The organism is Pseudomonas sp. B21-053 (assembly GCF_026016365.1).
GTDB classification, from domain to species: domain Bacteria; phylum Pseudomonadota; class Gammaproteobacteria; order Pseudomonadales; family Pseudomonadaceae; genus Aquipseudomonas; species Aquipseudomonas nunensis.
In genome coordinates this window covers 3,556,990-3,581,144 of record NZ_CP087205.1, presented here as the reverse complement: position 1 = coordinate 3,581,144, position 24,155 = coordinate 3,556,990, and the positions used below count along the sequence as shown (strand labels likewise).

At 60.2% G+C, this 24,155-nt stretch carries 19 protein-coding genes, 1 tRNA gene and 1 pseudogene; 11 read left to right on the top strand and 10 right to left on the bottom strand.

The window, feature by feature from the left end; genetic code table 11:
* Positions 1-206: 206 nt before the first annotated feature.
* The 5 genes from phbB (at position 207) to LOY68_RS16365 (ending at position 6,144) form a co-directional block, all read left to right on the top strand.
* Complete coding sequence (gene phbB, locus LOY68_RS16385; RefSeq protein WP_163910138.1) at positions 207-953, top strand: acetoacetyl-CoA reductase; 747 nt, start codon at positions 207-209, stop codon at positions 951-953.
* A 57-nt stretch (positions 954-1,010) separates the two neighbouring features.
* Positions 1,011-2,189: an acetyl-CoA C-acetyltransferase gene (locus LOY68_RS16380; RefSeq protein WP_265038535.1), complete on the top strand. Its 1,179-nt coding sequence runs from the start codon at positions 1,011-1,013 to the stop codon at positions 2,187-2,189.
* Positions 2,190-2,283: 94 nt separating this feature from the next.
* The gene (gene phaC / locus LOY68_RS16375; RefSeq protein ID WP_265038534.1) at positions 2,284-3,987 is read left to right on the top strand and encodes a class I poly(R)-hydroxyalkanoic acid synthase; all 1,704 of its coding nucleotides are present in this window, start codon (positions 2,284-2,286) and stop codon (positions 3,985-3,987) included.
* Positions 3,988-4,119: 132 nt separating this feature from the next.
* Positions 4,120-4,773, top strand: coding sequence for a hydrolase (locus tag LOY68_RS16370; RefSeq protein ID WP_163910135.1), 654 nt, complete (start codon positions 4,120-4,122; stop codon positions 4,771-4,773).
* Positions 4,774-4,833: 60 nt separating this feature from the next.
* Entirely contained in the window at positions 4,834-6,144 is a 1,311-nt protein-coding gene (locus LOY68_RS16365; protein WP_265038531.1) for an OprD family porin, read from the top strand.
* 273 nt (positions 6,145-6,417) lie between these two features.
* On the opposite strand, the gene LOY68_RS16360 is transcribed toward LOY68_RS16365, so the two are convergent.
* On the bottom strand, positions 6,418-7,062 hold the full coding sequence (locus tag LOY68_RS16360; RefSeq protein ID WP_169369454.1) for a hydrolase: 645 nt from the start codon (positions 7,060-7,062) through the stop codon (positions 6,418-6,420).
* Positions 7,063-7,206: 144 nt separating this feature from the next.
* Between LOY68_RS16360 and LOY68_RS16355 the strand changes: the two genes are divergently transcribed.
* Positions 7,207-8,094 (top strand): LysR family transcriptional regulator, encoded by an 888-nt coding sequence (locus LOY68_RS16355; protein WP_265038528.1) that lies wholly within the window; start codon positions 7,207-7,209, stop codon positions 8,092-8,094.
* Positions 8,095-8,097: 3 nt separating this feature from the next.
* Here LOY68_RS16355 and LOY68_RS16350 read toward each other — a convergent pair.
* From LOY68_RS16350 to fdnG, 7 genes are all read right to left on the bottom strand, one after another.
* Positions 8,098-8,193 (bottom strand) — tRNA-Sec (locus LOY68_RS16350).
* Positions 8,194-10,098 carry a selenocysteine-specific translation elongation factor gene (gene selB, locus LOY68_RS16345; protein ID WP_265038527.1) on the bottom strand — a complete coding sequence of 635 codons (1,905 nt, stop codon included), beginning with the start codon at positions 10,096-10,098 and terminating at the stop codon, positions 8,194-8,196.
* Positions 10,095-11,501, bottom strand: a complete 1,407-nt coding sequence (gene selA / locus LOY68_RS16340; protein ID WP_265038525.1) for an L-seryl-tRNA(Sec) selenium transferase — start codon at positions 11,499-11,501, stop codon at positions 10,095-10,097. Before selA ends, selB begins: the two co-directional genes overlap by 4 nt.
* 51 nt (positions 11,502-11,552) lie before the next feature.
* Positions 11,553-12,479, bottom strand: coding sequence for a formate dehydrogenase accessory protein FdhE (fdhE, locus tag LOY68_RS16335; protein WP_265038523.1), 927 nt, complete (start codon positions 12,477-12,479; stop codon positions 11,553-11,555).
* Between the two features lie 4 nt (positions 12,480-12,483).
* Positions 12,484-13,134, bottom strand: a complete 651-nt coding sequence (locus LOY68_RS16330) for a formate dehydrogenase subunit gamma (RefSeq protein WP_163910129.1) — start codon at positions 13,132-13,134, stop codon at positions 12,484-12,486.
* On the bottom strand, positions 13,131-14,066 hold the full coding sequence (fdxH, locus tag LOY68_RS16325) for a formate dehydrogenase subunit beta (protein ID WP_265038520.1): 936 nt from the start codon (positions 14,064-14,066) through the stop codon (positions 13,131-13,133). Before fdxH ends, LOY68_RS16330 begins: the two co-directional genes overlap by 4 nt.
* A complete protein-coding gene (fdnG, locus tag LOY68_RS16320; RefSeq protein WP_265038519.1) occupies positions 14,067-17,132 on the bottom strand; it encodes a formate dehydrogenase-N subunit alpha in 3,066 nt (1,021 codons plus the stop codon).
* A 288-nt stretch (positions 17,133-17,420) separates the two neighbouring features.
* Here fdnG and LOY68_RS16315 point away from each other — a divergent pair, with 288 nt between their 5' ends.
* The 5 genes and pseudogenes from LOY68_RS16315 (at position 17,421) to LOY68_RS16295 (ending at position 21,491) form a co-directional block, all read left to right on the top strand.
* Positions 17,421-18,566: a MalY/PatB family protein gene (locus LOY68_RS16315; protein WP_265038518.1), complete on the top strand. Its 1,146-nt coding sequence runs from the start codon at positions 17,421-17,423 to the stop codon at positions 18,564-18,566.
* Positions 18,567-18,733: 167 nt separating this feature from the next.
* Positions 18,734-18,889 (top strand): annotated as a pseudogene (locus LOY68_RS16310) (SDR family oxidoreductase); the annotation flags it as partial.
* 89 nt (positions 18,890-18,978) lie between these two features.
* The gene (locus LOY68_RS16305) at positions 18,979-20,325 is read left to right on the top strand and encodes a cation:proton antiporter (protein ID WP_265045734.1); all 1,347 of its coding nucleotides are present in this window, start codon (positions 18,979-18,981) and stop codon (positions 20,323-20,325) included.
* 130 nt (positions 20,326-20,455) lie between these two features.
* Positions 20,456-20,752: a hypothetical protein gene (locus tag LOY68_RS16300; protein WP_265045733.1), complete on the top strand. Its 297-nt coding sequence runs from the start codon at positions 20,456-20,458 to the stop codon at positions 20,750-20,752.
* Between the two features lie 262 nt (positions 20,753-21,014).
* Positions 21,015-21,491, top strand: a complete 477-nt coding sequence (locus tag LOY68_RS16295) for a hemerythrin domain-containing protein (protein WP_054614760.1) — start codon at positions 21,015-21,017, stop codon at positions 21,489-21,491.
* A 39-nt stretch (positions 21,492-21,530) separates the two neighbouring features.
* On the opposite strand, the gene LOY68_RS16290 is transcribed toward LOY68_RS16295, so the two are convergent.
* Positions 21,531-22,067: a hypothetical protein gene (locus LOY68_RS16290; RefSeq protein ID WP_163910447.1), complete on the bottom strand. Its 537-nt coding sequence runs from the start codon at positions 22,065-22,067 to the stop codon at positions 21,531-21,533.
* A gap of 73 nt (positions 22,068-22,140) precedes the next feature.
* Positions 22,141-24,063 carry a PAS domain-containing sensor histidine kinase gene (locus tag LOY68_RS16285; RefSeq protein ID WP_163910123.1) on the bottom strand — a complete coding sequence of 641 codons (1,923 nt, stop codon included), beginning with the start codon at positions 24,061-24,063 and terminating at the stop codon, positions 22,141-22,143.
* Between the last annotated feature and the right edge of the window lie 92 nt (positions 24,064-24,155).

Below are 24,155 nucleotides of genomic sequence, written 5' to 3'. Positions count from 1 at the left end.
TCCGGAGCCATTACTGATCTGCGTTGAATCAAAGAATATCGGGCCGCTCAATGGCGAGTGTTGATCCCAGTATAGGTATTCCTCGTTTTTAACCACGTTTGGCACCGTTGGACACCACACCGTCACCTCACAACACTTCCGCAGGCCCCGGCAATACCCAACAATCTCCCCATCTTGCAGCGCAAAAGAAAAAAGGGAAGAAGTCTATGAAGTCGCTTGGTCGTATTGCGTTGGTAACCGGTGGTATGGGTGGGATTGGTACGGCGATCAGTCAGCGTCTTTACAAGGAAGGCTTCAAGGTTGTGGTGGGATGCAGCGCTGATTCCGCGCGCAAGAATGAATGGGCCGCGACCCAGTTGGCAGCCGGGTTTGAATTCGAGTTTGTCTACGGCGACATCACCGACTGGGAATCAACCCGCAAGGCATTCGAAATGGTCAGGGAGACGCTCGGCCCGGTCGATGTGCTGGTCAACAACGCCGGCATAACCCGGGATGCCTCGTTTCGCAAACTCACCCACGAAGACTGGAATGCGGTAATCGGCACCAACCTCACCGGCCTGTTCAACACCACCAAACAGGTGATTGAAGGCATGTTGAGCAAAGGCTGGGGACGCGTGATCAACATCTCTTCCATCAACGGCCAGCGCGGCCAGTTCGGGCAAACCAACTACAGCGCGGCCAAGGCCGGCATCCACGGTTTCACAATGGCCCTGGCGCGGGAAGTGTCCGCCAAGGGCGTGACCGTCAACACCGTGTCGCCGGGCTACATCCAGACCAGCATGACCGCCGCCATTCGCCCGGACATCCTCGACAGCATGATCGCGGCCACGCCGGTCGGTCGCCTCGGCCAGCCTGAGGAAATCGCCTCCATCGTCGCCTGGCTGGCGTCCGATGAGTCGGCCTACAGCACCGGTGCCGACTTCTCGGTCAACGGCGGCATGAACATGCAGTAACCCGCGCGGGGCATGGAGGCCCTGCTGCCGTTCGCTACATTCCTGATGAGGTCACGCATGAACGAAGTCGTAATCGTTGCCGCTACTCGTACCGCCATTGGCAGCTTCCAGGGTGCCTTGTCCGCGATTCCGGCCACCGAACTGGGCGCGGCGCTGATTCGCCGCTTGCTCGAACAGACCGGGATCAACGGCGAACAGATCGATGAAGTGATCCTCGGCCAGGTGCTCAGCGCCGGGTCGGGGCAAAACCCGGCCCGCCAGACTGCAATCAAGGCCGGCCTGCCCTTCACCACGCCCGCCATGACCTTGAACAAAGTTTGTGGCTCCGGACTGAAGGCTGTGCAACTGGCGGTCCAGGCGATTCGCTGTGGCGACGCCGAGTTGGTGATTGCCGGCGGCCAGGAAAACATGAGCCTGGCGCCTTACGTCCTGCCCAAGGCCCGAACCGGTTTGCGTTTGGGCCACGCGCAATTGCAAGACAGCGTGATTCAGGACGGTTTGTGGGACGCCTTCAACGACTACCACATGGGCATCACGGCAGAGAATCTGGCGCAGAAATACAGCCTCACTCGCGAACAGCAAGATAGCTTCGCCGCCGCCTCGCAGCAGAAGGCCGCTGCGGCCATTGAAGCCGGTTACTTCAAGCGGGAAATCACCCCGATTCTGATTCCCCAGCGTAAAGGTGAGCCGCTGGCCTTCGACACCGATGAGCAGCCGCGACCGGACAGCAGCCTCGCGTCCCTGGGCAAACTCAAACCGGCGTTCCAGAAAGACGGCAGCGTCACCGCCGGCAATTCATCGACCCTCAACGATGGCGCCGCCGTGCTGTTGCTGGCCAGTGCCGCCAAGGCCCAGGCGCTGGGATTACCCGTGCTGGCACGGATCAAGGCTTACGCCAGTGCCGGCGTCGACCCGTCGATCATGGGCATCGGCCCGGTACCGGCCACCCGCCGGGTGCTGGAAAAGGCTGGTTGGAGCCTTGATGACCTGGACCTGATCGAAGCCAATGAAGCCTTCGCCGCGCAGTCACTGGCGGTCGGCAAGGAACTGGGCTGGGACACCAGCAAAGTCAACGTCAACGGCGGTGCGATTGCCCTCGGCCACCCGATCGGAGCATCGGGTGCGCGGATTCTGGTGTCGCTGCTGTTTGAGCTGATCCGTCGCGATGGCCACAAAGGTTTGGCCACGTTGTGCATCGGTGGCGGTCAAGGCGTCAGCCTGGTCATCGAGCGCTAGTCACACCGAACTGCTTGCCTTAGCTACTGACGCGGCACCGTACACGGTGTCGCGCTTTTTTCTGCCCGGTTGATCTTTGTGGGCAAGGAGTTCCATGGATAACAATGCGCACACGTTCAACACGTTCTGGTCTGGCCAGGTTCCGTTCGTTGCTTCCTTTGCAGTGCAACAATTACGCCTGTGGGTCAGCACCAATCCGTGGTTCACAGGGCAGGAATACAACGACTGGTTCGACCTGCCCCGTGGCACCCTCGACAACCTGCAGTCCGACTATCAACTGCAATGGGGCGACCTCGGCCAGCGCCTGATGACCGGCCAGCCGTTCACGTTTGAGGATCGGCGTTTCGCCAGCGGCGCCTGGAGCCAACCGCTGTTTGGTTCGCTGGCCGCGTTTTACCTGCTCAACGCCGGTTTCATGCTGAAGCTGCTGGACAAGCTGCCGATCAAGGACAAAAAACCGCGCCAGCGCCTGTTGTACCTGGTGGAGCAAGCCATCGCCGCCGGGGCGCCGAGCAACTTCCTCGTCAGTAACCCGGATGCCTTGCAACGGGTGGCCGACACCCAAGGCGCCAGCCTGATCACAGGAATGCTGCACCTGGCCAACGACCTGCAAGAAGGCAAGATGCGCCAGTGCGACAGCAATGCATTCAAGGTCGGCGTGGATTTGGCCACCACCCCCGGCGAAGTGGTGTTCGAGAACGAACTGTTCCAGCTGATCCAGTACTACCCGCAAACCGAAACCCAGTACCGGCGCCCGGTGTTCGTTGTGCCGCCGTCGATCAACAAGTACTACATCCTCGATTTGCGCCCCGACAACTCAATGATTGGTCACCTGTTGCAGCAAGGGCATCCGGTATTCCTGATGTCCTGGCGCAACTTCGACCAGGCACATGCCGGCACCACCTGGGATGACCTGATCGAAACCGGCATCATCAAAGGCCTGCAAGTCACCCGCGACATCAGCGGCGAGCAACGGCCCAATTGCGTCGGTTTCTGCATCGGCGGCACGCTGTTAAGCACGGCGTTGGCGGTACTGGCCGCTCGCGGCGATAAAGACATCGCCAGCGTCAGCCTGCTGACCACTTTCCTCGATTACCTCGACACCGGTCCCATCGACATCTTCGTCGACGAACAGCTGGTGGCTTACCGCGAGCGCACCATCGGCGGGAAGGACGGCCCGATCGGCCTGTTCAAGGGCGAGGACATGGGCAATACCTTCTCGCTGCTGCGGCCCAATGATTTGTGGTGGAACTACAACGTCGACAAATACCTCAAGGGCCTGAAGCCGACGGCTCTGGACCTGTTGTTCTGGAACAACGACAGCACCAACCTGCCCGGCCCGATGTACTGCTGGTATTTGCGCCACACCTACCTGCAGAACGACCTGAAATCCGGTGAGCTGGATTGCTGCGGCGTCAAACTCGACCTGCGGGCCATCGAGGCGCCGGCGTACATCCTCGCCACCCACGACGACCATATCGTGCCGTGGAGAAGCGCCTACGCCAGCACTGAATTGCTCGGCGGCACCAAGCGTTTCGTGCTCGGCGCCTCGGGGCACATCGCCGGGGTGATCAACCCGCCGGCCAATCAGAAACGTCACTACTGGACCAACAACCGCGTGACCAAAAAACCGGACACCTGGTTCATGAATGCCCAGCAACATCCCGGTAGCTGGTGGAACGACTGGTTCGTCTGGCTGGCCGAACACGCCGGCGAGCGCCAGCCTTCGGCGCTGCACACCGGCAATGTGCAATACCCGGCGCTGGAGTCGGCACCGGGGCGCTATGTGATGCAATGACCCACTGCCCTGCGTGATAGATGACTGTCGCGCAGGGCTCGCTCACAGCACAAAACACAGCACACCCACTCAATATCCCCGCCCGAATCTGCGCAACCATGAGCCTTCACTCACTCCCGTAAGGACCTCGTGATGGCCATTGCAAAAGCAGTTCCCGGCAAAACCCTGCTGAACCCTACCGATCACACCCTGATCATGATCGATCACCAGTCGCAGATGTCCTTTGCGACCAAGTCCATCGATGCCGTGACCCTGCGCAATAACGCCGCACTGGTGGCCAAGGCTGCTCGTGGCTTCAACGTTTCGACCATTCTTACCACCGTCGCCGAGAAGAGCTTTTCCGGGCCGATCTTCGACGAGATCAAGTCGGTGTTCCCGGAACACAACGTGATCGACCGCACCAGCATGAACACCTGGGAAGACGAGCGCATCGCGGTTGAAGTCAACAAGTTCGGCAAGCAGAAAATCGTCCTCGCCGGCCTGTGGACGTCCGTGTGCATCGTCGGCCCGGCGTTGTCGGCTATCGATCAGGGTTTCGAGGTTTATTTCATCGCCGATGCTTGTGGCGACGTGTCCATCGAAGCCCATGACATGGCGATTCAACGCATGATCCAGCTCGGCGCGCGGCCGATGACTTCGTTGCAATACCTGCTGGAACTGCAACGTGACTGGGCTCGCACCGAGACCTACGAAGAAACCGTGAAAACCTCCATCGCCAATGGCGGCTCGTATGGCCTGGGGCTGATCTACGCGAAAACCATGTTCGGCGCGTCCGAAGGTCATTAAGCAACATCAGCGACTGCGTGATTTGCTCGCGCAGTCGCTGCCCCTCGTGGTGATCGATCGATGATGTTTTCCGCACAACACCGTATTGCTTGTTTGTCGATACTGTTCGTCGGCACCGCCCTGGCGGATGAACCGGCGCCCACAGGTTTTCTGGAGGGCGCAACGCTTGGGGTGCTGAGTCGCAACTTTTACCTCAACAGCGACTATCGAACGCCCTCGCCCTCTGGCAAAAGCTACAAAGCTGAATGGGCTCAAGGGTTTATCAGCACTTTTGAATCCGGTTTCACCGAAGGTATTCTGGGTTTTGGCCTGGACGCCCATGGGTTTTTCGGGCTCAAGCTGGATGGTGGCAAGGGGCATTCGGGCACCGGGTTGTTGCCGGTCGATAGTGACGGTCGCAGTGACAGCAATTATTCCAGTGGCGGTGGCGCGATCAAGATCAAGGCGTCCCGCACGACCCTGGCGTTTGGTGAAATGACCGTGGAAACCCCGGTGTTCGATACGTCGGACAAACGCCTGCAACCGGAGTACGCCACGGGTTTTCTCATGAACAGCCGGGAAATCGACGGCATGAACCTGGTGGCCGGGCATTTCACGGCGTTCAAGAATCAGGACAGTTCATCGGGCAAGGATGACTTTTATGGTTACGGTGCGAATACCGAGGCTGGCGGGATTTCCTTTCTCGGGGCCGATTTGTTCACCAACAGTCCGGTGGGCGGCGCTTGGTATGCCTCCGAGCTGAGCGACACCTGGCATCAGTACTACGGCAATCTGCACCTGAAGCAATCGGACGTGTTTCTTGACGCGAATCTGTATCACACGCAGGACACCGGCCGGGCGTTGGCGGGTGCAATCGACAACACGGCCTACAGCTTGTCGGGCAAATACAGCCTCGGCGCGCATGGATTTACCCTCGCCTATCAACAAATCGACGGTGACACGCCGTTCGATTTCGTCGGTGGCGACTCCATCTACCTGGCCAACTCGATCAAATACGCCGACTTCAACGGCGCCCATGAACGCTCCTGGCAAGCGCGCTACGACCTCGACCTGGGTGCATTTGGCATTCCGGGGCTGAAGTTCATGACCCGCTATGTGACCGGTCGCGATATTGACGGAACGCATGCGCCGAAAGGTGGCGCCTACAACCCGTTCGATAGTGAAAGCAGCGAGTACGCACCACAGCAAGGGGACGGTGGAAAACATTGGGAACGCGACATCGACTTGCACTACGTCGTGCAATCCGGGACGGCCAAAGGCTTGTCCCTGCAACTGTCCCACGTCTCGCACCGAGGCAACACCGCCCAGGCTGGGGATGACATCGACCGGGTGTACGTCGTCATCCAATACCCACTGACCTTCGGGCTCTGAAATCCCTGTAGGAGCGAGGCTTGCCCGCGAAGACGGCGGCACATCCAACCTCGCCGCGTCAGACAGACCGCCTTCGCGAGCAGGCTCGCTCCCACAGGGGGAATGGCAGCGGTCACAGGATCGGGTTTCACGCAGGACAAAATGTGGGAGCGAGCCTGCTCGCGAAAGCAGTAGCCCAGGCAACATCTCTGTCGACTGACACTCCCCCTTCGCGAGCAAGCCCGCTCCCACCTGTTTGGCCCTGTATTGAATCCAGGGCCGGTGATCGTTCGCTTATTTGACCTGACGCTGCGGGGCTTTGTGCACCATGGTGTAGGCGTAGTCCACGCCCATGCCGTAGGCGCCGCTGTGTTCGCGTACCAGTTCCATCACGGCGTCGTAGGTTTCTTTGTGGGCCCAGTCGCGTTGGTATTCGAGCAGTACTTGTTGCCAGGTCACCGGCACCGCGCCGGCCTGGATCATCCGTTGCACGGACATGTCGTGGGCTTCCTTGGTGGTGCCGCCGGACGCGTCGGTGACGATGTACACCTCGTAGCCTTCAGCCAGGGCTTCCAGCGCCGGGAAGTTCAGGCAGACCTCAGTCCACAGCGCCGCCATGATCAGCTTTTTGCGCCCGGTGGCTTTGACCGCAGCGACCAGTGCCTTGTCTTCCCAGGAGTTCATCGAGGTGCGCTCGATTGGCTGTTGATCCGGGAACACACCCAGCAATTCCGGCCAGATGAAACCGCTGAAGCTTTCGGTTTCCACCGAGGTCAGGATGGTCGGCACGTTGAAGATCTTCGCCGTCTTGGCCAGGGCCACGGTGTTGTTCTTCAGGGTCTGGCGATCGATCGATTGCACGCCGAAGGACATCTGCGGCTGGTGGTCGATCAGGATCAGGGTGGAGTTGGTTGGGTTGAGCAATTCACGGATGGACATGGCGAGTTCCTTTTGATGTCGATGAGTTTTGTTTAATGGGTTAGTCGCTGTTTGTTGGCGGCTTGGTTGCTAATTTAGGCGCTAGTCATAAAAGGAACAATTCCCTAAAATCGGGAATCATTGATTCCAAATTGGGGACAATCCTTGGATCGTATCGAATGCATGCGCGCGTTTATCGTGACCGTCGGTGAAAACGGCTTCGCCGCCGCAGCCCGGGCGATGGATGTACCGCGCTCAAAAGTCAGCAAACAGATTCAGGCGCTGGAAGAGGCGATCGGCGTGCAATTGCTGCAACGCACCACCCGCAGCCTGCACCTGACCGAGGCCGGCGCCGAGTATTACGATGCGGCGCGGGAGCTGATCGCCTCGTTGGATGAAGCCGAACAACGGGCCCGTGATGGCGTCGGTGAATTGCGTGGCGTGCTGCGGATCAACGCGCCGATGTCCTTCGGGTTGCGGCGTCTCGGGCCGCTGATCCCGGTGTTCCATGATCTGCACCCGAACATCGAGCTGCAACTGGTGCTGAGTGATCAGCAAGTGGACCCGGTGCGCGGCGGTTTCGACGTAACGCTGCGGATTGCGAGCATGCCCGACTCATCCATGGTCGCCCGCCTGTTGGCCCCGGCGCCGCGAATCATGGTGGCCTCGCCGGCCTACCTGAAACGTGCCGGCACGCCCCAGGTGCCGAAGGACTTGACCCACCATCAATGCTTGAACTACGGCTATTTGCAAAGCGGCGTCAGCCTGCAATTGAGCAACGGCAAGGACACCCAACGGGTCAACGTCACCGGGCCGTTGCACGCCAACAACGGCGACTTGCTCGCCCAGGCCGCCGAAGCCGGCATGGGCATCGCCCTGCTCCCGGATTTCATTGTCGAAGAGGCGCTGACGGCCGGTCGGCTGGTGTCGGTGTTGTGCGAATGGCAGGCACCGCCGATCACCATCAACGCGGTCTACCCGTCCGCGCGGCGCGTGCCGCAGAAGACCCGCACGTTCATTGATTTCCTGATCAAGGAACTGGCGCCACGGTGAAACTGGCGGAAGGCAGCCGGAGTCGAACCTGCCCGGGAACGGATGCCGTCCCCAACCGGGTTTGAAGCCCGGCCGCGCCACCGGGCGCGATTGCCTTCCTTATTCGTTGGCCTGGGCCAGTGCACTTTCGAGGCGGATCTGGCGCCGGTCACCAAGGCGTCGGGTCAGGCCGATCCGGTCGAAGTACTCAAGAATCTGCACGCTGCGCTTGCGACCCAAACCCACCGAATCACGAAACGCCGCGACCTCGATCACCGGGCTTTCAGCGGCCAGTTGCAACAGCATAGCCGCCAATCCGCGCAGCGCCGTGTCGGTGTAGAACAGGTCGCGCACCACTTGATGCAGCAACCCGAGACGCGCCATTTTGCGCAGCAGCAGGCGCACCACCACTTCGTCATGCCCCAGGTCACGCACCCATGGCGGATTGAAACCTGCCTGTTCAAACGTTGGCTGCAATTGTTGCCACAAGGCTTCGTCGTCGGCACTCAGGCGCACTTGATGATCGGGCAGATGCAGCCACGGTCCACTGCTGACCACCACGCCGCTGGCCAGTAACTCGTCGAGCAGGCTGATGAACGTCGGACGGTCGAGCACGGAGCCCGAAAACCGGCGCAGGCGATCGCGGTCCGGGCCCATCTGATCCGGTTCCAGTTGATGGAAGCGTGCGAGGTGTTCCAGCAGCGGCGGTTTGAAAGATTCCCAGCGTTCGGCGCTGAATAACAGCGGGCCTTGGCGGGTGTTGATAAGGCGCACGTCCTCGGGCAAGTCCCAGCTATTGCGCGGACGGTTGAAATGACGTTCGAGGCGTTGCGGATCAAGTCCGGTGTCGCTGTTGGCCAGCAGCGCAGGCATGACAGCTTCAAGACTGTCGGCGCTGGCGAGCGCCTGTAGCTGCGCCAATCGCTCGGGACTGCGGCGATGGCGGCTCGGTGCAAACGGATCGAGCACCCGACCACCGCCGAGGGTGCGCTGGGCGCTTTGGTCGCGCAGGATCAGCGGATCGCCCTTCACTGCGTGTACCGGCGCGTTCAACAACAACTGCGCGAACATCCGCTCGCCGGGTGCCAGGCTCGGGCCTTCCAGTAATGCGACACGCCCGGTCACGTCTTGCGTGCCGAGGTGCACGTGCACCGGGTGGAAATGCACGAACGGCACGGCTTCAGCGGGCAACAGGCGCATCTCGATATCGAGTCGCTGGGTCGGCGCGTGCAGCCACTCGGCGAGCAGCCATTGGCCGCGGTGGATCTGTTCCAGGTTCAGGCGTTCGGCGCTCAGGTTCAGCGCCACCCGTTGCCCGGCGAAGGCATGGTCGGCAGCTTGATTCTGCGCATGCAGACCTCGTATTCGCACCGGTTTGCCCAACGGTCCGAGCAGCAAAGTATCGCCCACGGCCACCGAACCGGACAACGCCGTGCCGGTCACCACAATGCCGGCGCCGGCAACGCTGAAGGCTCGATCAATCGCCAGCCGAAACCCGCCGTTTTTGCTGCGTTGCAGGACGTGTTTTTGCTCAGCGAGCAGCGCTTCACGCAATGCCCCAACGCCCTCGCCGGTGACACTCGACAATGCGAACTGCGGCGCGTCTGCATAGGGGCCGGGCGCAAGCAACGCATGGATCTGTACGCGGACTTCCTCGACGCGCGCAGGCTCAACCCGATCAAACTTGGTAATCGCCACCAACGCCCGAGGAATCCCCAGCAACTCGACAATCGCCAGATGCTCGCGAGTCTGAGGCATCACCCCGTCATCCGCCGCCACCACCAACAGCACCAGATCAATCCCTTGCGCCCCGGCGAGCATGTTGTGGGTGAAGCGCTCATGCCCCGGCACGTCGATAAACCCGGTCAACTCCGCCCCCGTCTCCAGCGCCGCGTAGAGGTAACCGAGATCGATGGTCATGCCACGCTCACGCTCTTCGCGACGCCGATCCCCCGCCTGGCCGGTCAGCGCCTCCAGCAACAACGTCTTGCCGTGGTCAATGTGCCCGGCCGTACCGACAATCACCCTTCCCGTCCTTTCAGTTGATCAAGTTGCGCGAGCCACGCCGCTTCGTCGTCCAGTTGCCGCAAGTCCAGCCACAACGCGTCGTCATCGATGCGCCCGAGCACCGGAATCGGCAAGCCCCGGAGCGCTGCTTCCAGCCCATTCAAGGTTCGACCGCGCAAGCGTTTGGAAGCCACTGGCCGCAGGCACAACGCCGCACTCGGCAGACGCGCCACCGGTTGGCTGCCGCTACCGATCATGCCCAGTGCCGGCACCGCGCTGACATTCCAGCCTTCGCCCAACACTTGCGCCAATGAAGGTTGCAGGCGTTCGGCCTGGGCGAGGATGTCGGCTTGAGGTCGGGTCAACAGGCGCAGGCTCGGCAAGCGTTCGGCGAGTCGATCTGGATCGCGGTACAAACCCAACACCGCTTCCATCGCCGCCAAGGTCAGTTTGTCGACCCGCAGCGCACGCTTGAGCGGGTTCTTCTTGATCTTCTCGATCAAGTCCTTGCGCCCGACAATCAGCCCGGCCTGCGGACCGCCCAGCAACTTGTCGCCACTAAACGTCACGATGTCCGCGCCATCCAGCAGCGCCTGGCGCACCGTCGGCTCAGCCGGCAGGCCCCAACGGGTCAAATCCAGCAAACTGCCGCTGCCCAGGTCTTCCAGCAACGGCAAGGCATGCTTGTGCGCCAACTCGGCCAGTTCCGCCGTCGGCACACTGGTGGTGAAACCGGAGATGGCGTAGTTGCTCGCGTGCACGCGCATGATCAAGCCACTGCGCAGGCCGATAACCGCTTCATAGTCCCTGGCGTGAGTTCGATTGGTGGTGCCGACTTCAACCAGTTTCACCCCGGCCCGGGCCATGATGTCGGGGATGCGAAACGCGCCGCCGATTTCAATCAGCTCGCCCCGAGAGATGATGCCTTCCTTGCGCGCGCCCAGGCTGTTGAGGGTCAGCAGCACGGCGGCGGCGTTGTTATTGACCACGGTGACCGCTTCGGCACCGGTCAACTCGCGGATCAGGCCTTCGATCAGGTCGTCACGGTCGCCGCGCTTGCCGCTGTGAAGGTCGAATTCCAGATTGATCGGATAGCGCGCCGCCATTTGCACGGCATCGATGGCTTCGTCCGGCAACAGCGCGCGTCCCAGATTGGTGTGCAAAACCGTGCCGGTGAGGTTGAAGACCCGGCGCACATGGCTGCGATGTTGCGCTATCAGCCGTTCACCCGCCCTGCCTGCCAGCACTTCAGGCGCGATCTCGACGGCCGCCAGTTGTCCTGACAAAACCGGCTCGCGCAAGTCATCGAGCAACTGCCGCAGACTCGCCAGCAATGCATCCCGGCCGTAGCGCTCAGCCAGCGGCCGGCACGCCGGATGGCGCAATAAACTGTCGATGGAAGGCAGACGCAGGTTGGACATCGGTAACTCCGTAAAGCAATGAACCGTCGCGCCTGAGTGTAGACGTTGGGTTCATTCGCCTCCGGGAGCCAACAACAGATTCGGCGCCAGGCGCTGATAGCCTTCCTGTTCCAGGCGCATATCGAGCAGCAGGCTGGTCAGGTCGGTCGACAACGGCTCGGCCTCGGCATCGTTTTCCAGATACAGCAGTTTCAAATAGCTGTTGCAGCCTGGGCAGACCTCCGCGCGCAGCGGCGCCTGATCCGCCGCGTATCGATCATCATCCAGGCTGACGTACTCCAGGCCTTTGCTCTGCTCGCAGTACACGCACTTGACCCGCACCACATGCCATTCACAGGCACACAGCGAACACACCAGATAGCGCAAACCGTTGAACTTGCCACGATGGCGAATCACCCCGGCCATGGCCGGTGACCCACAGGCCGGGCATTGGCTAAGACTGTCGCCGGGCTTGAGATCCAGGTTCGGCGTGTCCAGCAACCAATGGCTCCACGCCACTTGCAACGCCGCGCCGAGAAACGGCACCACCGCCGCCGGCAGCAAGGTGAATTGACCGCTGATCAAGGCAACCGCCCAGGCCTTGAGCTGTCCGGGATTGGCGCCCAGCAGCGTGTTGATCGCGCTTTTGACTGCCGGTTGTGGCGGTGGCTTATAGCGCAGCAACAGCGCGTATAGAAACGGCAGCCAATCCTCCTCACGCACCCGACTGTCAGCGGCGAACGGCGGCAAACCGTGCTGCTGACAGACGCTCAACCGCTCGGTGTCTGGCAGCTCATCAACCGGCAGGTCATCCAGCATTTCCTGTTGCAGATGACACAAGCCGGCCATCAGTCGCAGGTAATCAGCGAGCGGATGCCCCTCGGCCAACCGCTCCAGCCCCTGCGCGCGCAAGGTGAACAGGTTGCGCGGTGGCAGGTGCAGAAACGGCGGCGAACTGGCCGCCGCTTCAATCTGTCCAGGCTCAAGAATCGTCGCCATGGGCTTATCCTTTTCTGATCGGTCGGTCGGGGTCTTCGTCGCGGGTCACTTCGCGATACCAGAGCTCATGGTGCTTCTTCGCCCAGGCGCGGCTGACCCAACCGTGGACCATGGCGCTGATGGAACCCTTGATCCAGATCCCGGCGTAGATGTGAATGATGATGCTCAACACCAGCACAAACCCCGCCAGCGCATGCAACAGCATGGCCCAGCGAATCGTGGTGATGCCGAAATACACGCTGAAGTACGCGCGCCAGATCACCAACCCCGTGAACAACAACCCTAACATGCATAACAGCAGCGTCCAGAACAGCAGCTTCTGCCCGGGGTTGTACTTGCCAATCGGTGGCACGCCTTCCTCTTCATTCTTGATCACCCGGTCGATGCGCTTGAGCCACAGCCCATCGTTGCGAATGAAGAAGTTCGCCCGCCAGAAACGAATCACCAAGCCGAGGAACAGCACAAACATCAGCACGCCCATGAACGGGTGCAAAACCCGCGTCCATGGCCCACCGCCAAACAGGTGGCTCAGCCAGAACAGCGCCGGATGAAACAGTGCCAGCCCGGACAGCGCGGCCATGAAAAACAGGATCGCCACCAGCCAGTGATTGGTTCGCTGGTTGGCGGTGTAGCGCAGGATCTGCTTGCGGATCATGGTCTGTCCTCCCCGCGCGGATCAAAGGTATGCACCGATGCATCGACTTCGTGCACCGCCGGATCCTTGAACGGTGGCAACTCATCCTCTTCCACAATCTGCGGCCCGATGCGCACGTAATGGAAGAACCCGGCCAGCACTGCCAGACCCATGGCCAGCAAGCCCAGGGGTTTGCTCAGGCCTTTCCACAAACCCACCAACGGGCTGATTTCCGGGTCCTTCGCCAGTCCCGCATAAAGCTGCGGCGTGTCGGCATGGTGCAGCACGTACATCACGTGAGTGCCGCCAACCCCGGCCGGGTCGTACAGGCCGGCGTTCTCAAAACCACGGCTCTTGAGATCGACGATGCGCTCGGCGGCGTGTTCCTTCATGTCGTCCTTGGTGCCAAAAACGATCGCGCCGGTCGGGCAGGTTTTCACGCAGGCCGGTTCCAGGCCTACAGCGACCCGGTCCGAACACAGCGTGCACTTATAGGCCTTGTGATCTTTTTGCGAGATACGCGGGATGTTGAACGGGCAACCGGTGATGCAATAACCGCAGCCGATGCAATGGTCCTGATCGAAATCGACGATGCCGTTCGCGTGCTTGATGATCGCCCCCGGACTCGGGCACGCAGCCAGGCAACCGGGTTCGGCGCAGTGCATGCAGCCGTCCTTGCGGATCAGCCATTCGAGGTTGCCGGCGTCGGTTTCGTGCTCGGTGAAGCGCATCAGGGTCCAGGTTTCTGCGGTCAGGTCCTGGGGATTGTCGTAGGTGCCGAGGTTGTGGCCGACGTCGTCGCGCAACTCGTTCCATTCCGAGCAGGCGACCTGGCACGCCTTGCAGCCGATGCACTTGGTGGTGTCGATCAGCTTCGCCACTTCCTCCTGATTGCGCGCCGACGGCGGCACCGTTGTGGTGGCCGAACGGGCGATGATGTCTTGGCTGGCCATTTAGACTTTCTCCACGTTGACCAGGAATGACTTGGATTCCGGGGTCTGAGTGTTGCCATCGCCGAGGAACGGCACCAGGGTGTTGGTCAGGTAACCGTGACGCGTCAACCCGGTGAATCCCCAATGCAACGGGATCCCGATCTGGTGCACCACCTGGCCGTTGACCTGCAACGGACGAATGCGCTTGGTCACCACCGCCACCGCTTCGATAAAACCCCGCTTGCTGCTGACCCGGACCTTGTCACCGGCGACGATGCCCTTCTCTTTCGCCAGCACTTCGCCGATCTCGACGAACTGCTCCGGCTGCGCGATCGCGTTGAGCTTGCAGTGCTTGCTCCAGAAGTGGAAATGCTCGGTCAGCCGATAACTCGTCGCGGCGTACGGGTAATCCTTGGCCACGCCAAGGGTGTCCCACACCGAGTCGAAGATCCGCGCCGCCGGGTTGCTGGTGGCTTGCTTGTTGTTCGGGTGCAACGGGTTGATGCCGATCGGGGTTTCGAACGGCTCGTAGTGCTCGGGGAATGGCCCTTCGTTCATCTTGTCCACGGCGAAGAACCGCGCAACGCCTTCGGGGTTCATGATGAACGGGTTCATCCCGGCATCCGGTGCCGAATCGACCTTGAAGTCCGGCACATCGGTGCCGCCCCAGGCCTTGCCGTTCCACCACACCAGGCGTTTTTTCTCGTCCCATGGCTTGCCTTGCGGATCGGCTGAAGCACGGTTGTAGAGAATCCGCCGGTTTGCCGGCCAGGCCCAGGCCCAGCCGAGGTGCTGTTTCATGCCATACGGATCGCTGTTGTCGCGGCGGGCCATCTGGTTACCGCTTTCGGTCCAGCTGCCACAGAAAATCCAGCAGCCGGACGCGGTGCTGCCGTCGTCCTTGAGCTGGGCGAAACCGGCCAGCTGTGAATTGCCCTTGATCGCCGCACCAGTGGCATCGGTGAAATCGGTGGTGGCAACGCCGTTGATTTCCCTGGCCAGTTCTTCCGGCGAAGGCTCGTCGGGAATCTTGTACGGCCAGGACAGTTTCAGGATCGGCTCGGGATACGCCCCGCCCTGCGCCTGATAACGCTTGCGCAGGCGCAGGAACAACTCGCCCATGATCTTGATATCGGTCAGCGCTTCACCCGGTCCGTCGGCGCCTTTCCAGTGCCATTGCAGCCAGCGGCTGCTGTTGACCAGCGAGCCGTCCTCTTCGGCGAAACAGGTGGTCGGCAGGCGAATGACTTCGGTGTGGATATCGGCGCTGGTCACGTCGTTGTACGGCCCGACGTTTTTCCAGAACTCCGACGTCTCGGTGGACAGCGGATCCATCACCACCAGCCATTTGAGCTTGGCCAGTGCCGCCATCACGCGGTTTTTGTCCGGCAACGCGGCAATCGGGTTGAAACCCTGGCACATGTAGCCGTTGACCTTGCCCTGGCCCATCAGGTCGAACATTTTCAGGATGTCGTAGTTGGGGATGTCGAGTTTCGGCAAATAGTCGTAGGCCCAATGGTTCTCGGCGGTGGCGTTGTTGCCGTACCAGGACTTCATCAGGCTGACGTGGAACTTGCTGTAGTTCTGCCAGTACGACAGTTGCCCAGGCCGCAAGGGTTTTTGCGTACGTTTGGTGATGTAGGCGTCGTAATCCTGCTCGGCATCCAGGCCCAGGGTCAGGTAACCGGGCAGCGAGTTGGAGAGCAAGCCGAGGTCGGTCAGGCCCTGAATGTTCGAGTGCCCACGCAAGGCGTTGACCCCGCCGCCAGGCATGCCGACGTTGCCTAGCAGCAATTGCACCATCGCCGCGCTGCGGATGATTTGCGAGCCGATGGAGTGCTGGGTCCAGCCCAAAGCATAAAGAATCGTCATGGTCTTGCCCGGTTGCGAGCAAGTGGCGATTTCTTCCCAGATTTTCTTGATCGCTTCCACCGGCATGCCGCAGATCTGGCTGGCCAGGTCGATGTTGTAGCGGCTGTAGTGGGTTTTCATCAGTTGATAGACGCATTGCGGGTCTTGCAGGGTCGAGTCGACCTTGGCAAAGCCGTCCTCGCCGATTTCATAGCCCCAGCCGGACTTGTCGGTGTACTGACGCTTGGCCACGTCGTAGCCGCTGAAAATCCCGTCCTCGAAGCCGTACCCGGCTTTGACGATGAACGATACGTCGGTGTAGTTGCGCACGTACTCGTGCTGGATCTTGTCTTCGGTCAGCAGGTAATTGATCAGCCCGCCCATGAAGGCAATGTCGGTGCCGGTACGGATCGGCGCGTAATAGTCGGCCACGGACGCGGTACGGGTGAATCGCGGATCGACCACGATCAGCCGTGCCTTGTTATGCGCCTTGGCTTCGGTCACCCATTTGAAACCGCACGGGTGCGCTTCTGCTGCGTTGCCGCCCATCACCAGGATCAGGTTCGCGTTGGCGATATCGGTCCAGGTATTGGTCATGGCACCACGGCCGTACGTCGGGGCAAGACTTGCCACCGTCGGACCGTGTCAGACACGCGCCTGGTTATCGAACCCCAGCATGCCGAGACTGCGGATCACCTTGTGGGTGATGTAGCCCGCTTCGTTGGACGCCGCCGACGCCGCGAGGAACCCGGTGGTCAGCCAGCGATTCACTGTTTGGCCCTGGGCGTTCTTCTCGATGAAATTGGCGTCGCGGTCAGCCTTCATCAGGTCGGCCACGCGGTCCAGGGCTTCGTCCCAGGAAACTCGCGTCCATTCTGTGCTGCCCGGCTTGCGCACTTGCGGGTATTGCAAGCGGCTGGGGCTGTGAATGAAGTCCAGCAGGCCCGCGCCTTTCGGGCACAGGGTGCCACGGTTGACCGGGTGATCGGCGTCGCCTTCGATGTGGATGATGCTCTGGGCGACGTTCTTGGCCTGGTCGCCCTGGCTGTACATGATCAAGCCGCAACCCACCGAGCAGTACGGGCAGGTGTTGCGGGTTTCATGGGTGTGGGCGAGTTTGAAATGACGCACTTGCTCGGCAAAGGCCGGCGCCGGGAGCATGCCCAGCGCGCCGAGGCTCGAGCCCGCAAGGCCGATACCGGCGACCTTGAAGAACTGACGACGGTTGAGGTCCATCGTGCACTCCTTTTTTCTGGACAAATACATTTCAAACTCTAGGCCAGTGAAGCAGCGCCCCAAATGAAAACCGACCGTCGGCACAACCCCGATCTAAATGTGGGAGCGGGCTTGCTCGCGAAAGCGACCTTACATTCAACATCATTGCTGACTGACCCGCCGCCTTCGCGAGCAAGCCCGCTCCCACAGGGGATGGTGTCCTGATTATTTTTGTGAGGTGTCACCAGAGGTGAACATTGGGGCTTATCATGCCGCCATGATTAACCCCCACCCTTTATGAGACTGAGCATGACCTTCGATTTCGATCAGGTGTTCGACCGCCACGCAACCGGCAGTACCAAATGGAGCCGTTACCCGGCCGACGTGTTGCCGATGTGGGTCGCAGACATGGATTTCGCCGCGCCGCCGGTGATTATCCAGGCCCTGCAAAAACGCCTGGAACACCCATTGCTCGGCTACAGCGTGGCCCCGGACACCCTGCGTGACGCCATCGTCGCCGACCTCTGGAACAAATACGCCTGGCGCGTCCAGCCGCAGGAAATCGTGTTTCTGCCGGGTGTGGAATCGGGTTTCAACATGGCGCTGAATGCGCTGGTCGAGCCTCAGCAAAACGTCGTGGTGCAGACGCCCAACTATCCGCCTCTGCGGCATGCTCCGGGTCACTGGGGCCTGAACAAGGTTGAGCTGGAATTTGATGCCCAGGCCAACGGTTCCTACGCCACGCCGCTGGAAGCATTGCGCGAATCCCTGAGCGGTGGCGGCGCGCTGTTGCTGAGCAATCCGCACAACCCGCTGGGCAAGGTGTTCCCGCGCGAAGAACTGCAAGCCGTGGCGGATATCTGCCTGCAACAGGACGCCTGGATCATCTCCGATGAGATCCATGCGGAGTTGTGTTACGACGGTCGCGTACACATTCCTACTGCCTCGCTGAGCCCGGAAGTCGCCAAACGCACCATCACCCTGATGTCGGCGAGCAAGGCGTACAACATCGCCGGTTTGAAGACCTCGTTCATGATCATTCAGGATCCGGCGCTGCTGTCGCGGGTCAATCATGCACGTTGTGGTCTGGTGGACAGCGTCAACCCGCTGGGCCTGGAAGCTACGCGGGTGGCCTACACCGAGGGCGGTGCGTGGCTTGCCGAGTTGATGACGTATTTGCAGGGCAACCGTGACTATCTGGTGGACGCGGTTCGTACGCGACTGCCGGGCGTGACTATCAACGTGCCACAAGGCACTTACCTGGCGTGGCTAGATTGCTCGGCGCTGGGGCTGGACGATCCGCAGCGGTTCTTCCTTGAACAGGCCAAGGTTGGCTTGAGCGCTGGTCTGGATTTCGGTGATCACAGCAAACAGTTCGTGCGCCTGAACTTCGGCTGCCCGCGGGCATTGCTGGAAGAAGGGATTGCCCGGATGGAGCGCAGCCTGAAGGCCTGACACCCCCCCTGTAGGAGCGAGGCTTGCCCGCGAAGACGGTCTATCAGTCAACATCAATATTGACTGGACTGCCGCCTTCGCGGGCAAGCCTCGCTCCTACAAAAGCAGGCGCATCCGCGCTTGATCTCATCTGAAATCCAAACGAACTCCCCGTAAAAGCCTAGGCCGATGAAGAAGTGCATAACTTTGGCGGCGAGACAACGCTCGGTCGGCCGGGACAACCGGTGGAAGTCGCGCCGATCTGCGTGCTGCTGGCCTCGGACGAAGCCAGCTACATCACCGGCCAGCGCTACGGCGTGACGGGCGGCAAACCGATGCTTTAAATGGAACCTGCCACCCCCTCCAGAACTCAACACTCCATGGGCCTGCCACTGGCGGGCCTTTGAGTTCACCCACCCAGCGAGCGTCCGGCATGAGTTTTATTTTATGGGTAGCGGTGTTGGGAGCGGTGCTGTTGACGCTGGCACTAACCTCGTCGTTTCTACGCTGGATGCCGGTGACCACTTCGGCCGTCTGTCTGGTGCTGGGAGTGGGCATCGGTCCGGCGGGCATGAATTTGCTCAAGCTGGACATCAAGGACGCGTCAAACTGGATGGAGCACCTGACGGAAGTCGCGGTGCTGTTTTCGCTGTTTGTCTGCGGCTTGAAGCTGCGTCTGCCGCTCAGGGATCGCAGGTGGCGAGTCGCGTTTGGGCTCGCCGGGCCGGTGATGCTGCTGAGTATTGCTGGCGTGAGCCTGTTGCTGCACTACGGCCTGGATCTGGCGTGGGGGCCGTCGATGTTGATCGGCGCAATCCTCGCACCGACCGACCCGGTGCTGGCAGCGCTGGTGCAGGTCAATGATGCCAAGGATTACGATCCGGTGCGCTTCGGACTCTCGGGTGAAGCGGGCCTGAACGACGGTGTCGCGTTTCCTTTCGTGATCCTCGGTTTGCTGTTTTTGCAGCAAAGCGGCAGTTCCAGCGCCTGGCTCGATGACTGGGCCTTGAAAAGCCTGTTGTGGGCGGTGCCCGCCGGATTGCTGACCGGTTATTGGATGGGCCACCGCATCGGTCGCGTGACGTTGTCGATGCGCATCCGCAATGCCGACAGCACCTTCTCCCCCAATGATTACCTGACCCTGGCACTGATCGCCCTGGCCTATGTGGCGGCCGAATCGATTCACGGCTACGGCTTCCTGTCGGTGTTCGCCGCGGGTTTGGGCCTGCGTCAGGCCGAGGTCAAATCCACCGGCGACACCCAGACCCCGGCCGAGCATTTGGTGCAACCGGTGGTCGGCCATCAGAACGTCGAGCCCGAGGCAGCGGTGCATGGTGATGTCGCCAATCTGCAAGACACCCAGGTCGCGGCCGGCATCATGATGGGTGACATGCTTGCCTTCGGCAGCCTGGTGGAACGGGCCATGGAAGTATTTTTGGTGACGCTGCTCGGGGTGGTGCTGGTGGCCCATTGGGACTGGCGCGCGCTGGTGATCGCGGCGGTGCTGTTCTGCGCGATTCGGCCCTTGAGCGTGTGGCTTATTCCCTGGGGAGGCTTGCTCGACCGGCGGCAACGCTCATTGATCGGCTGGTTCGGGATTCGCGGCATCGGTAGTTTTTATTACCTGTTCTACGCGTTGAACCATGACCTCCCACCGTCCGTTGCGACGCTGTGTACTGACCTGACGCTGTCAGTGGTGGCGTTGAGCATCCTGATTCACGGCATCAGCACCCAGCCGATGCTGGCGTGGTATGAGCGCAAGAATCATCCAGAAAGCTGATTGATTTTTACGATAGCAAGCTATGTATCCATCCATTTTCCAAACCGAAAATAATGAAATTACTTAGGGGCGCATGCAGTCACAACATTATCCAGCCGTTGAGGCTACTTCCAAAAAAGAGGTTAACGTTATGCAGTATTCGGCCCCGGTGAATCCAGATGCATGCCGCGACTTTGCACTCGAATGTAATCGCCAGCTGTTCGAGGACGCTCATCTGTTGAGCCAGGAAGCCTTTGAACTGCTGGAGAAAGCCGAGCTGGATGCCGAATTGTTCACCCATTACCAGGTCTTGCGGTACAAGGCTGATATGAAATTCGAAGAAGCGATTGATCATCTGCGTTTGATCGAGGAAGAGTTTCCGTCGGCAGAGAGGTTGGCTTTGCTGCGTTCGAAATCGTCTGGCAAGGGTTTTGATTCGCGGGCTTGAGCCAGTAAAAAAGATCGCCGCCTTCGGTAGGAGCTACCGAAAGCGGCGATCTTTTTGTTTCAGGACCGCGATTTGCACTGAGCAGCCTCGTCAATTCATGCACCTTGCACGGCAAATATATTAAACCGTCCTCCCAAGCAATTGTTTTAAAACGGCTTTTATCTCAACTGAAATCAGGCACAGGAAATGCTCTTGAACTGTAAGCGACTGACGGCAACCCGATCGTCTGCGCTGCCCAGTGATTAAACCAAGAGGTTCGACCATGAACGCCATTGACCTGTTGAAAGCCGACCACGAACGCGTAAAAGGCATCCTCGGCCAGTTGAGTGAGTCCACGGAGCGCGCAGTCAAAAAACGCACGGAGTTGATTGCCAAGCTGGAAATGGAGATCACCATCCACACCCGTCTGGAAGAGGAAGTGCTCTACCCCGCCTACAAGAAGGCCGGTGGCAAAGAGCAGGAAGTCATGTACTACGAAGCCAAGGAAGAACACCGGACCGTAGATTCCCTGGTGCTGCCAGACCTGAAAACCACCGATCCTTCGACACCCGAGTTCTCGGGCCGGGTGAAAGTGGTCAAGGAACTGCTGGAACACCACATCGAGGAAGAAGAAACCGAGATGTTCCCGCAAGCCAAAAAGCTGCTGGGCAAAGCCACATTGGAAGAGCTGGGGCAGCAGATGGAAATGCTCAAGGTTCAGTACAAGAAGGAAATGACGGCGGCTAATCTGGCGGCTTGAAGTTGATGCAAGAGGCCCGGTGTATACCGGGCCTCGCGTTTATGCCCCTGGATTCGTTACCTGGATGTAGAACGAGTAACTGCCCAGCAACATCCAGAACGTTGCAAAAATCCACGGCGTGCGCACCGAGAACAACAGCGACTTGCGATAGCCCTTGTGGCTCGACTCCGTTTCAGCGAACAGCGGCGATTCATCGTAGGCCAACCCCATCAGCGGTTCGCTGTCCAGCAATTGGCTTTGCTTGAAGTGCCAGTGATCGATGATGTCGTAGGCGGCCCGAATGCCCGGCCAGGCGTTCAACGAACTGAGCACGCCCAGCAACGCCAGAAACGGTGGCACCACCAGCGTGAACAGCTTGCCCCACTCCGGATTGAGGTTGGACATGCAGGACGCGAAGGCAATTACCAGAAACGATTGTGCTGCCAGATAAGCGTCGGTGCGGTTGGCCAGAATGCTGGTTTCGTATTGGATTTCCCGGCGATAGAAGTCCAGGCGTTCCTTGGGTGAACCGAACATCTTGGCGTTGTGTTCGTTCAGGGCTTCTTCAGCCAGAGTGTCAGTCAGAATTCTTGGCACGGTGCTCACACACAGAGTGGAAAGCATTTAGAAGAAGCCTGCACTGGCAAAGTTCAGCCCGATTTCCCGCCTGTCATTTCATTGCCTGAGCAATGATCTCGACCAAATGCAGTTGGGTAAACGGTTTGGACAAGCGCGGTAGTTCAGTCACGAAGCCTTCCAGGCGGTCGGCGTAACCGGTGGCCAGGATGATCGGCAGGTCGGGTTTCTGCGCCCGGATAGCCTGTGCCAGTTGCGCGCCATTCATTTGCGGCATGGCCATGTCGGTGATGACCAGATCAATGTTTTGACCACTGTCGAACGCTTGCAGCGCCTGCGCACCGGATGCCGCACTGATCACCCGATGCCCCAGATCCTCAAGCAGCAAACTGGTGCTGGTCAGTACCAGGCTGTCGTCATCCACGACCAGCACACTGAGCCCCGGTATCGTCGACATGGCCGGCGTCTCGATAACAGGTGCTCGTACTTCGCCGGGGGTTGCGACGGGCAACCAGAGTTCTGCGGTGGTTCCAGCGTCCTTCTGGCTCTTGAGAATGAAGCGTCCGCCCAACTGCGCGATAAAGCCGTGAACCATCGACAATCCCAGCCCGGTGCCTTTGCCCACGCCTTTGGTGGTGAAAAAAGGGTCCGTCGCCGACGCCAACGTAATCGGGTCCATGCCCTCCCCGGTATCAGCGACACTCAGGCACACATAGCGACCGACCGGCAAGGATGAGCGGGCCGGATCGCTGACCTGTTCGTTGCGGGCACTGATGACAATCTTGCCGCCGTCGGGCATGGCATCACGGGCGTTGGTCGCCAGATTCAGCACCGCCAGTTCAAGTTGATTAAGGTCGGCTGCAGCAGGTTCAAGGTCGGGCGCGAAGCGGGTTTCGAGATTCACTGCCGGCCCCAGGGAGCTGCGCAACAGGCCGGTGATCCCTTGAATCAGCGCCGGGATTTCAACCGATTCGGTCTTGAGTTCCTGGCGCCGGGCGAAGGCCAGCATGCGCTGGGTCAGGGACACACCACGCAAGGCACCCTGGGTGGCGTTGTCCAGCAAGCGCAAGATTTTCGGATCGTCCGACACGCGTTTACGCACGATCTCCAGATTACCGAGGATCACCGTCAGCAGGTTGTTGAAGTCGTGGGCAATCCCGCCACTGAGTTGGCCAATGGCCTGCATCTTTTGCGCCTGGAACAGCGCTTCACGGGTTTGCTCAAGGGCCTGCTGAGCTTGCGTCACTTCGGTGATATCGCGGGTGATCTTGGCGAAACCGAGCAGCGTCCCCGTCTCGCCCCAAATCGGGTCCACCACGACATGGGCCAGGAACTGTGTCCCGTCCTTGCGCAGGCGCCAGGCCTTGTTTTCGAAGCGACCTTCCCGCGTAGCTGTCGCCAGCGCTCGTTGCGGTTCGCCGGCTTCGCGATCTGCGGGGGTGTAGAACATCGAAAAATGCTTGCCGATGACTTCTTCCGGCCGGTAACCCTTGATGCGCTGGGCGCCAAGGTTCCAGTTGGTCAGGTATCCGTCCGGGGAGAGCATGTAGATCGCGTAGTCAGTGACGCTCTGAACCAGCAAACGAAACTGTTGCTCGCTTTGCTTGAGAGTTTCTTCGGCCATTTTGCGGTCGGTCAGGTCCCGAGTAATCTTGGCGAAACCCACTAACGTGCCCGACGGGTCGATAATCGGATCGATCACCACATGCGACCAGAACAGCGTGCCATCCTTGCGCACCCGCCAGCCTTCGCCCTCGAAACGCCCTTCCGTCCTGGCCGTATCCAACGCGCGCTGGGGCAGACCGGCCAGACGATCGGCTTCGGTATAGAAACGCGAAAAATGCTGGCCGAGAATCTCCGCCTCTTCATAGCCCTTGAAACGCCGGGCGCCAGCATTCCAGCTGGTAATGATGCCATCGGGATCGATCATGTAGATCGCATAATCCACCACGGAATCGATCAGCTGACGAAATCGGCTGTCCTCGATAGCCTTGGTTTTTGTCCGATCACCGCTCATTGATCCCTCCCGACGTTTTTGTTCTGTGGAGTATGCGACAAACCCAAGGATAGGACAGCCGTAATACCGAGGCCTCGCAATGTTGGAGTGGA

What these genes read in the sequence shown, in the direction of transcription:
- phbB (WP_163910138.1), top strand. Translation starts at nt 207, where the DNA reads ATGAAGTCGCTTGGTCGTATTGCGTTGGTAACCGGTGGTATGGGTGGG.
- LOY68_RS16380 (WP_265038535.1), top strand. Translation starts at nt 1,011, where the DNA reads ATGAACGAAGTCGTAATCGTTGCCGCTACTCGTACCGCCATTGGCAGC.
- phaC (WP_265038534.1), top strand. Translation starts at nt 2,284, where the DNA reads ATGGATAACAATGCGCACACGTTCAACACGTTCTGGTCTGGCCAGGTT.
- LOY68_RS16370 (WP_163910135.1), top strand. Translation starts at nt 4,120, where the DNA reads ATGGCCATTGCAAAAGCAGTTCCCGGCAAAACCCTGCTGAACCCTACC.
- LOY68_RS16365 (WP_265038531.1), top strand. Translation starts at nt 4,834, where the DNA reads ATGATGTTTTCCGCACAACACCGTATTGCTTGTTTGTCGATACTGTTC.
- LOY68_RS16360 (WP_169369454.1), bottom strand. Translation starts at nt 7,062, where the DNA reads ATGTCCATCCGTGAATTGCTCAACCCAACCAACTCCACCCTGATCCTG.
- selA (WP_265038525.1), bottom strand. Translation starts at nt 11,501, where the DNA reads ATGTCCAACCTGCGTCTGCCTTCCATCGACAGTTTATTGCGCCATCCG.
- fdhE (WP_265038523.1), bottom strand. Translation starts at nt 12,479, where the DNA reads ATGGCGACGATTCTTGAGCCTGGACAGATTGAAGCGGCGGCCAGTTCG.
- LOY68_RS16330 (WP_163910129.1), bottom strand. Translation starts at nt 13,134, where the DNA reads ATGATCCGCAAGCAGATCCTGCGCTACACCGCCAACCAGCGAACCAAT.
- fdxH (WP_265038520.1), bottom strand. Translation starts at nt 14,066, where the DNA reads ATGGCCAGCCAAGACATCATCGCCCGTTCGGCCACCACAACGGTGCCG.
- LOY68_RS16315 (WP_265038518.1), top strand. Translation starts at nt 17,421, where the DNA reads ATGACCTTCGATTTCGATCAGGTGTTCGACCGCCACGCAACCGGCAGT.
- LOY68_RS16305 (WP_265045734.1), top strand. Translation starts at nt 18,979, where the DNA reads ATGAGTTTTATTTTATGGGTAGCGGTGTTGGGAGCGGTGCTGTTGACG.
- LOY68_RS16300 (WP_265045733.1), top strand. Translation starts at nt 20,456, where the DNA reads ATGCAGTATTCGGCCCCGGTGAATCCAGATGCATGCCGCGACTTTGCA.
- LOY68_RS16295 (WP_054614760.1), top strand. Translation starts at nt 21,015, where the DNA reads ATGAACGCCATTGACCTGTTGAAAGCCGACCACGAACGCGTAAAAGGC.
- LOY68_RS16285 (WP_163910123.1), bottom strand. Translation starts at nt 24,063, where the DNA reads ATGAGCGGTGATCGGACAAAAACCAAGGCTATCGAGGACAGCCGATTT.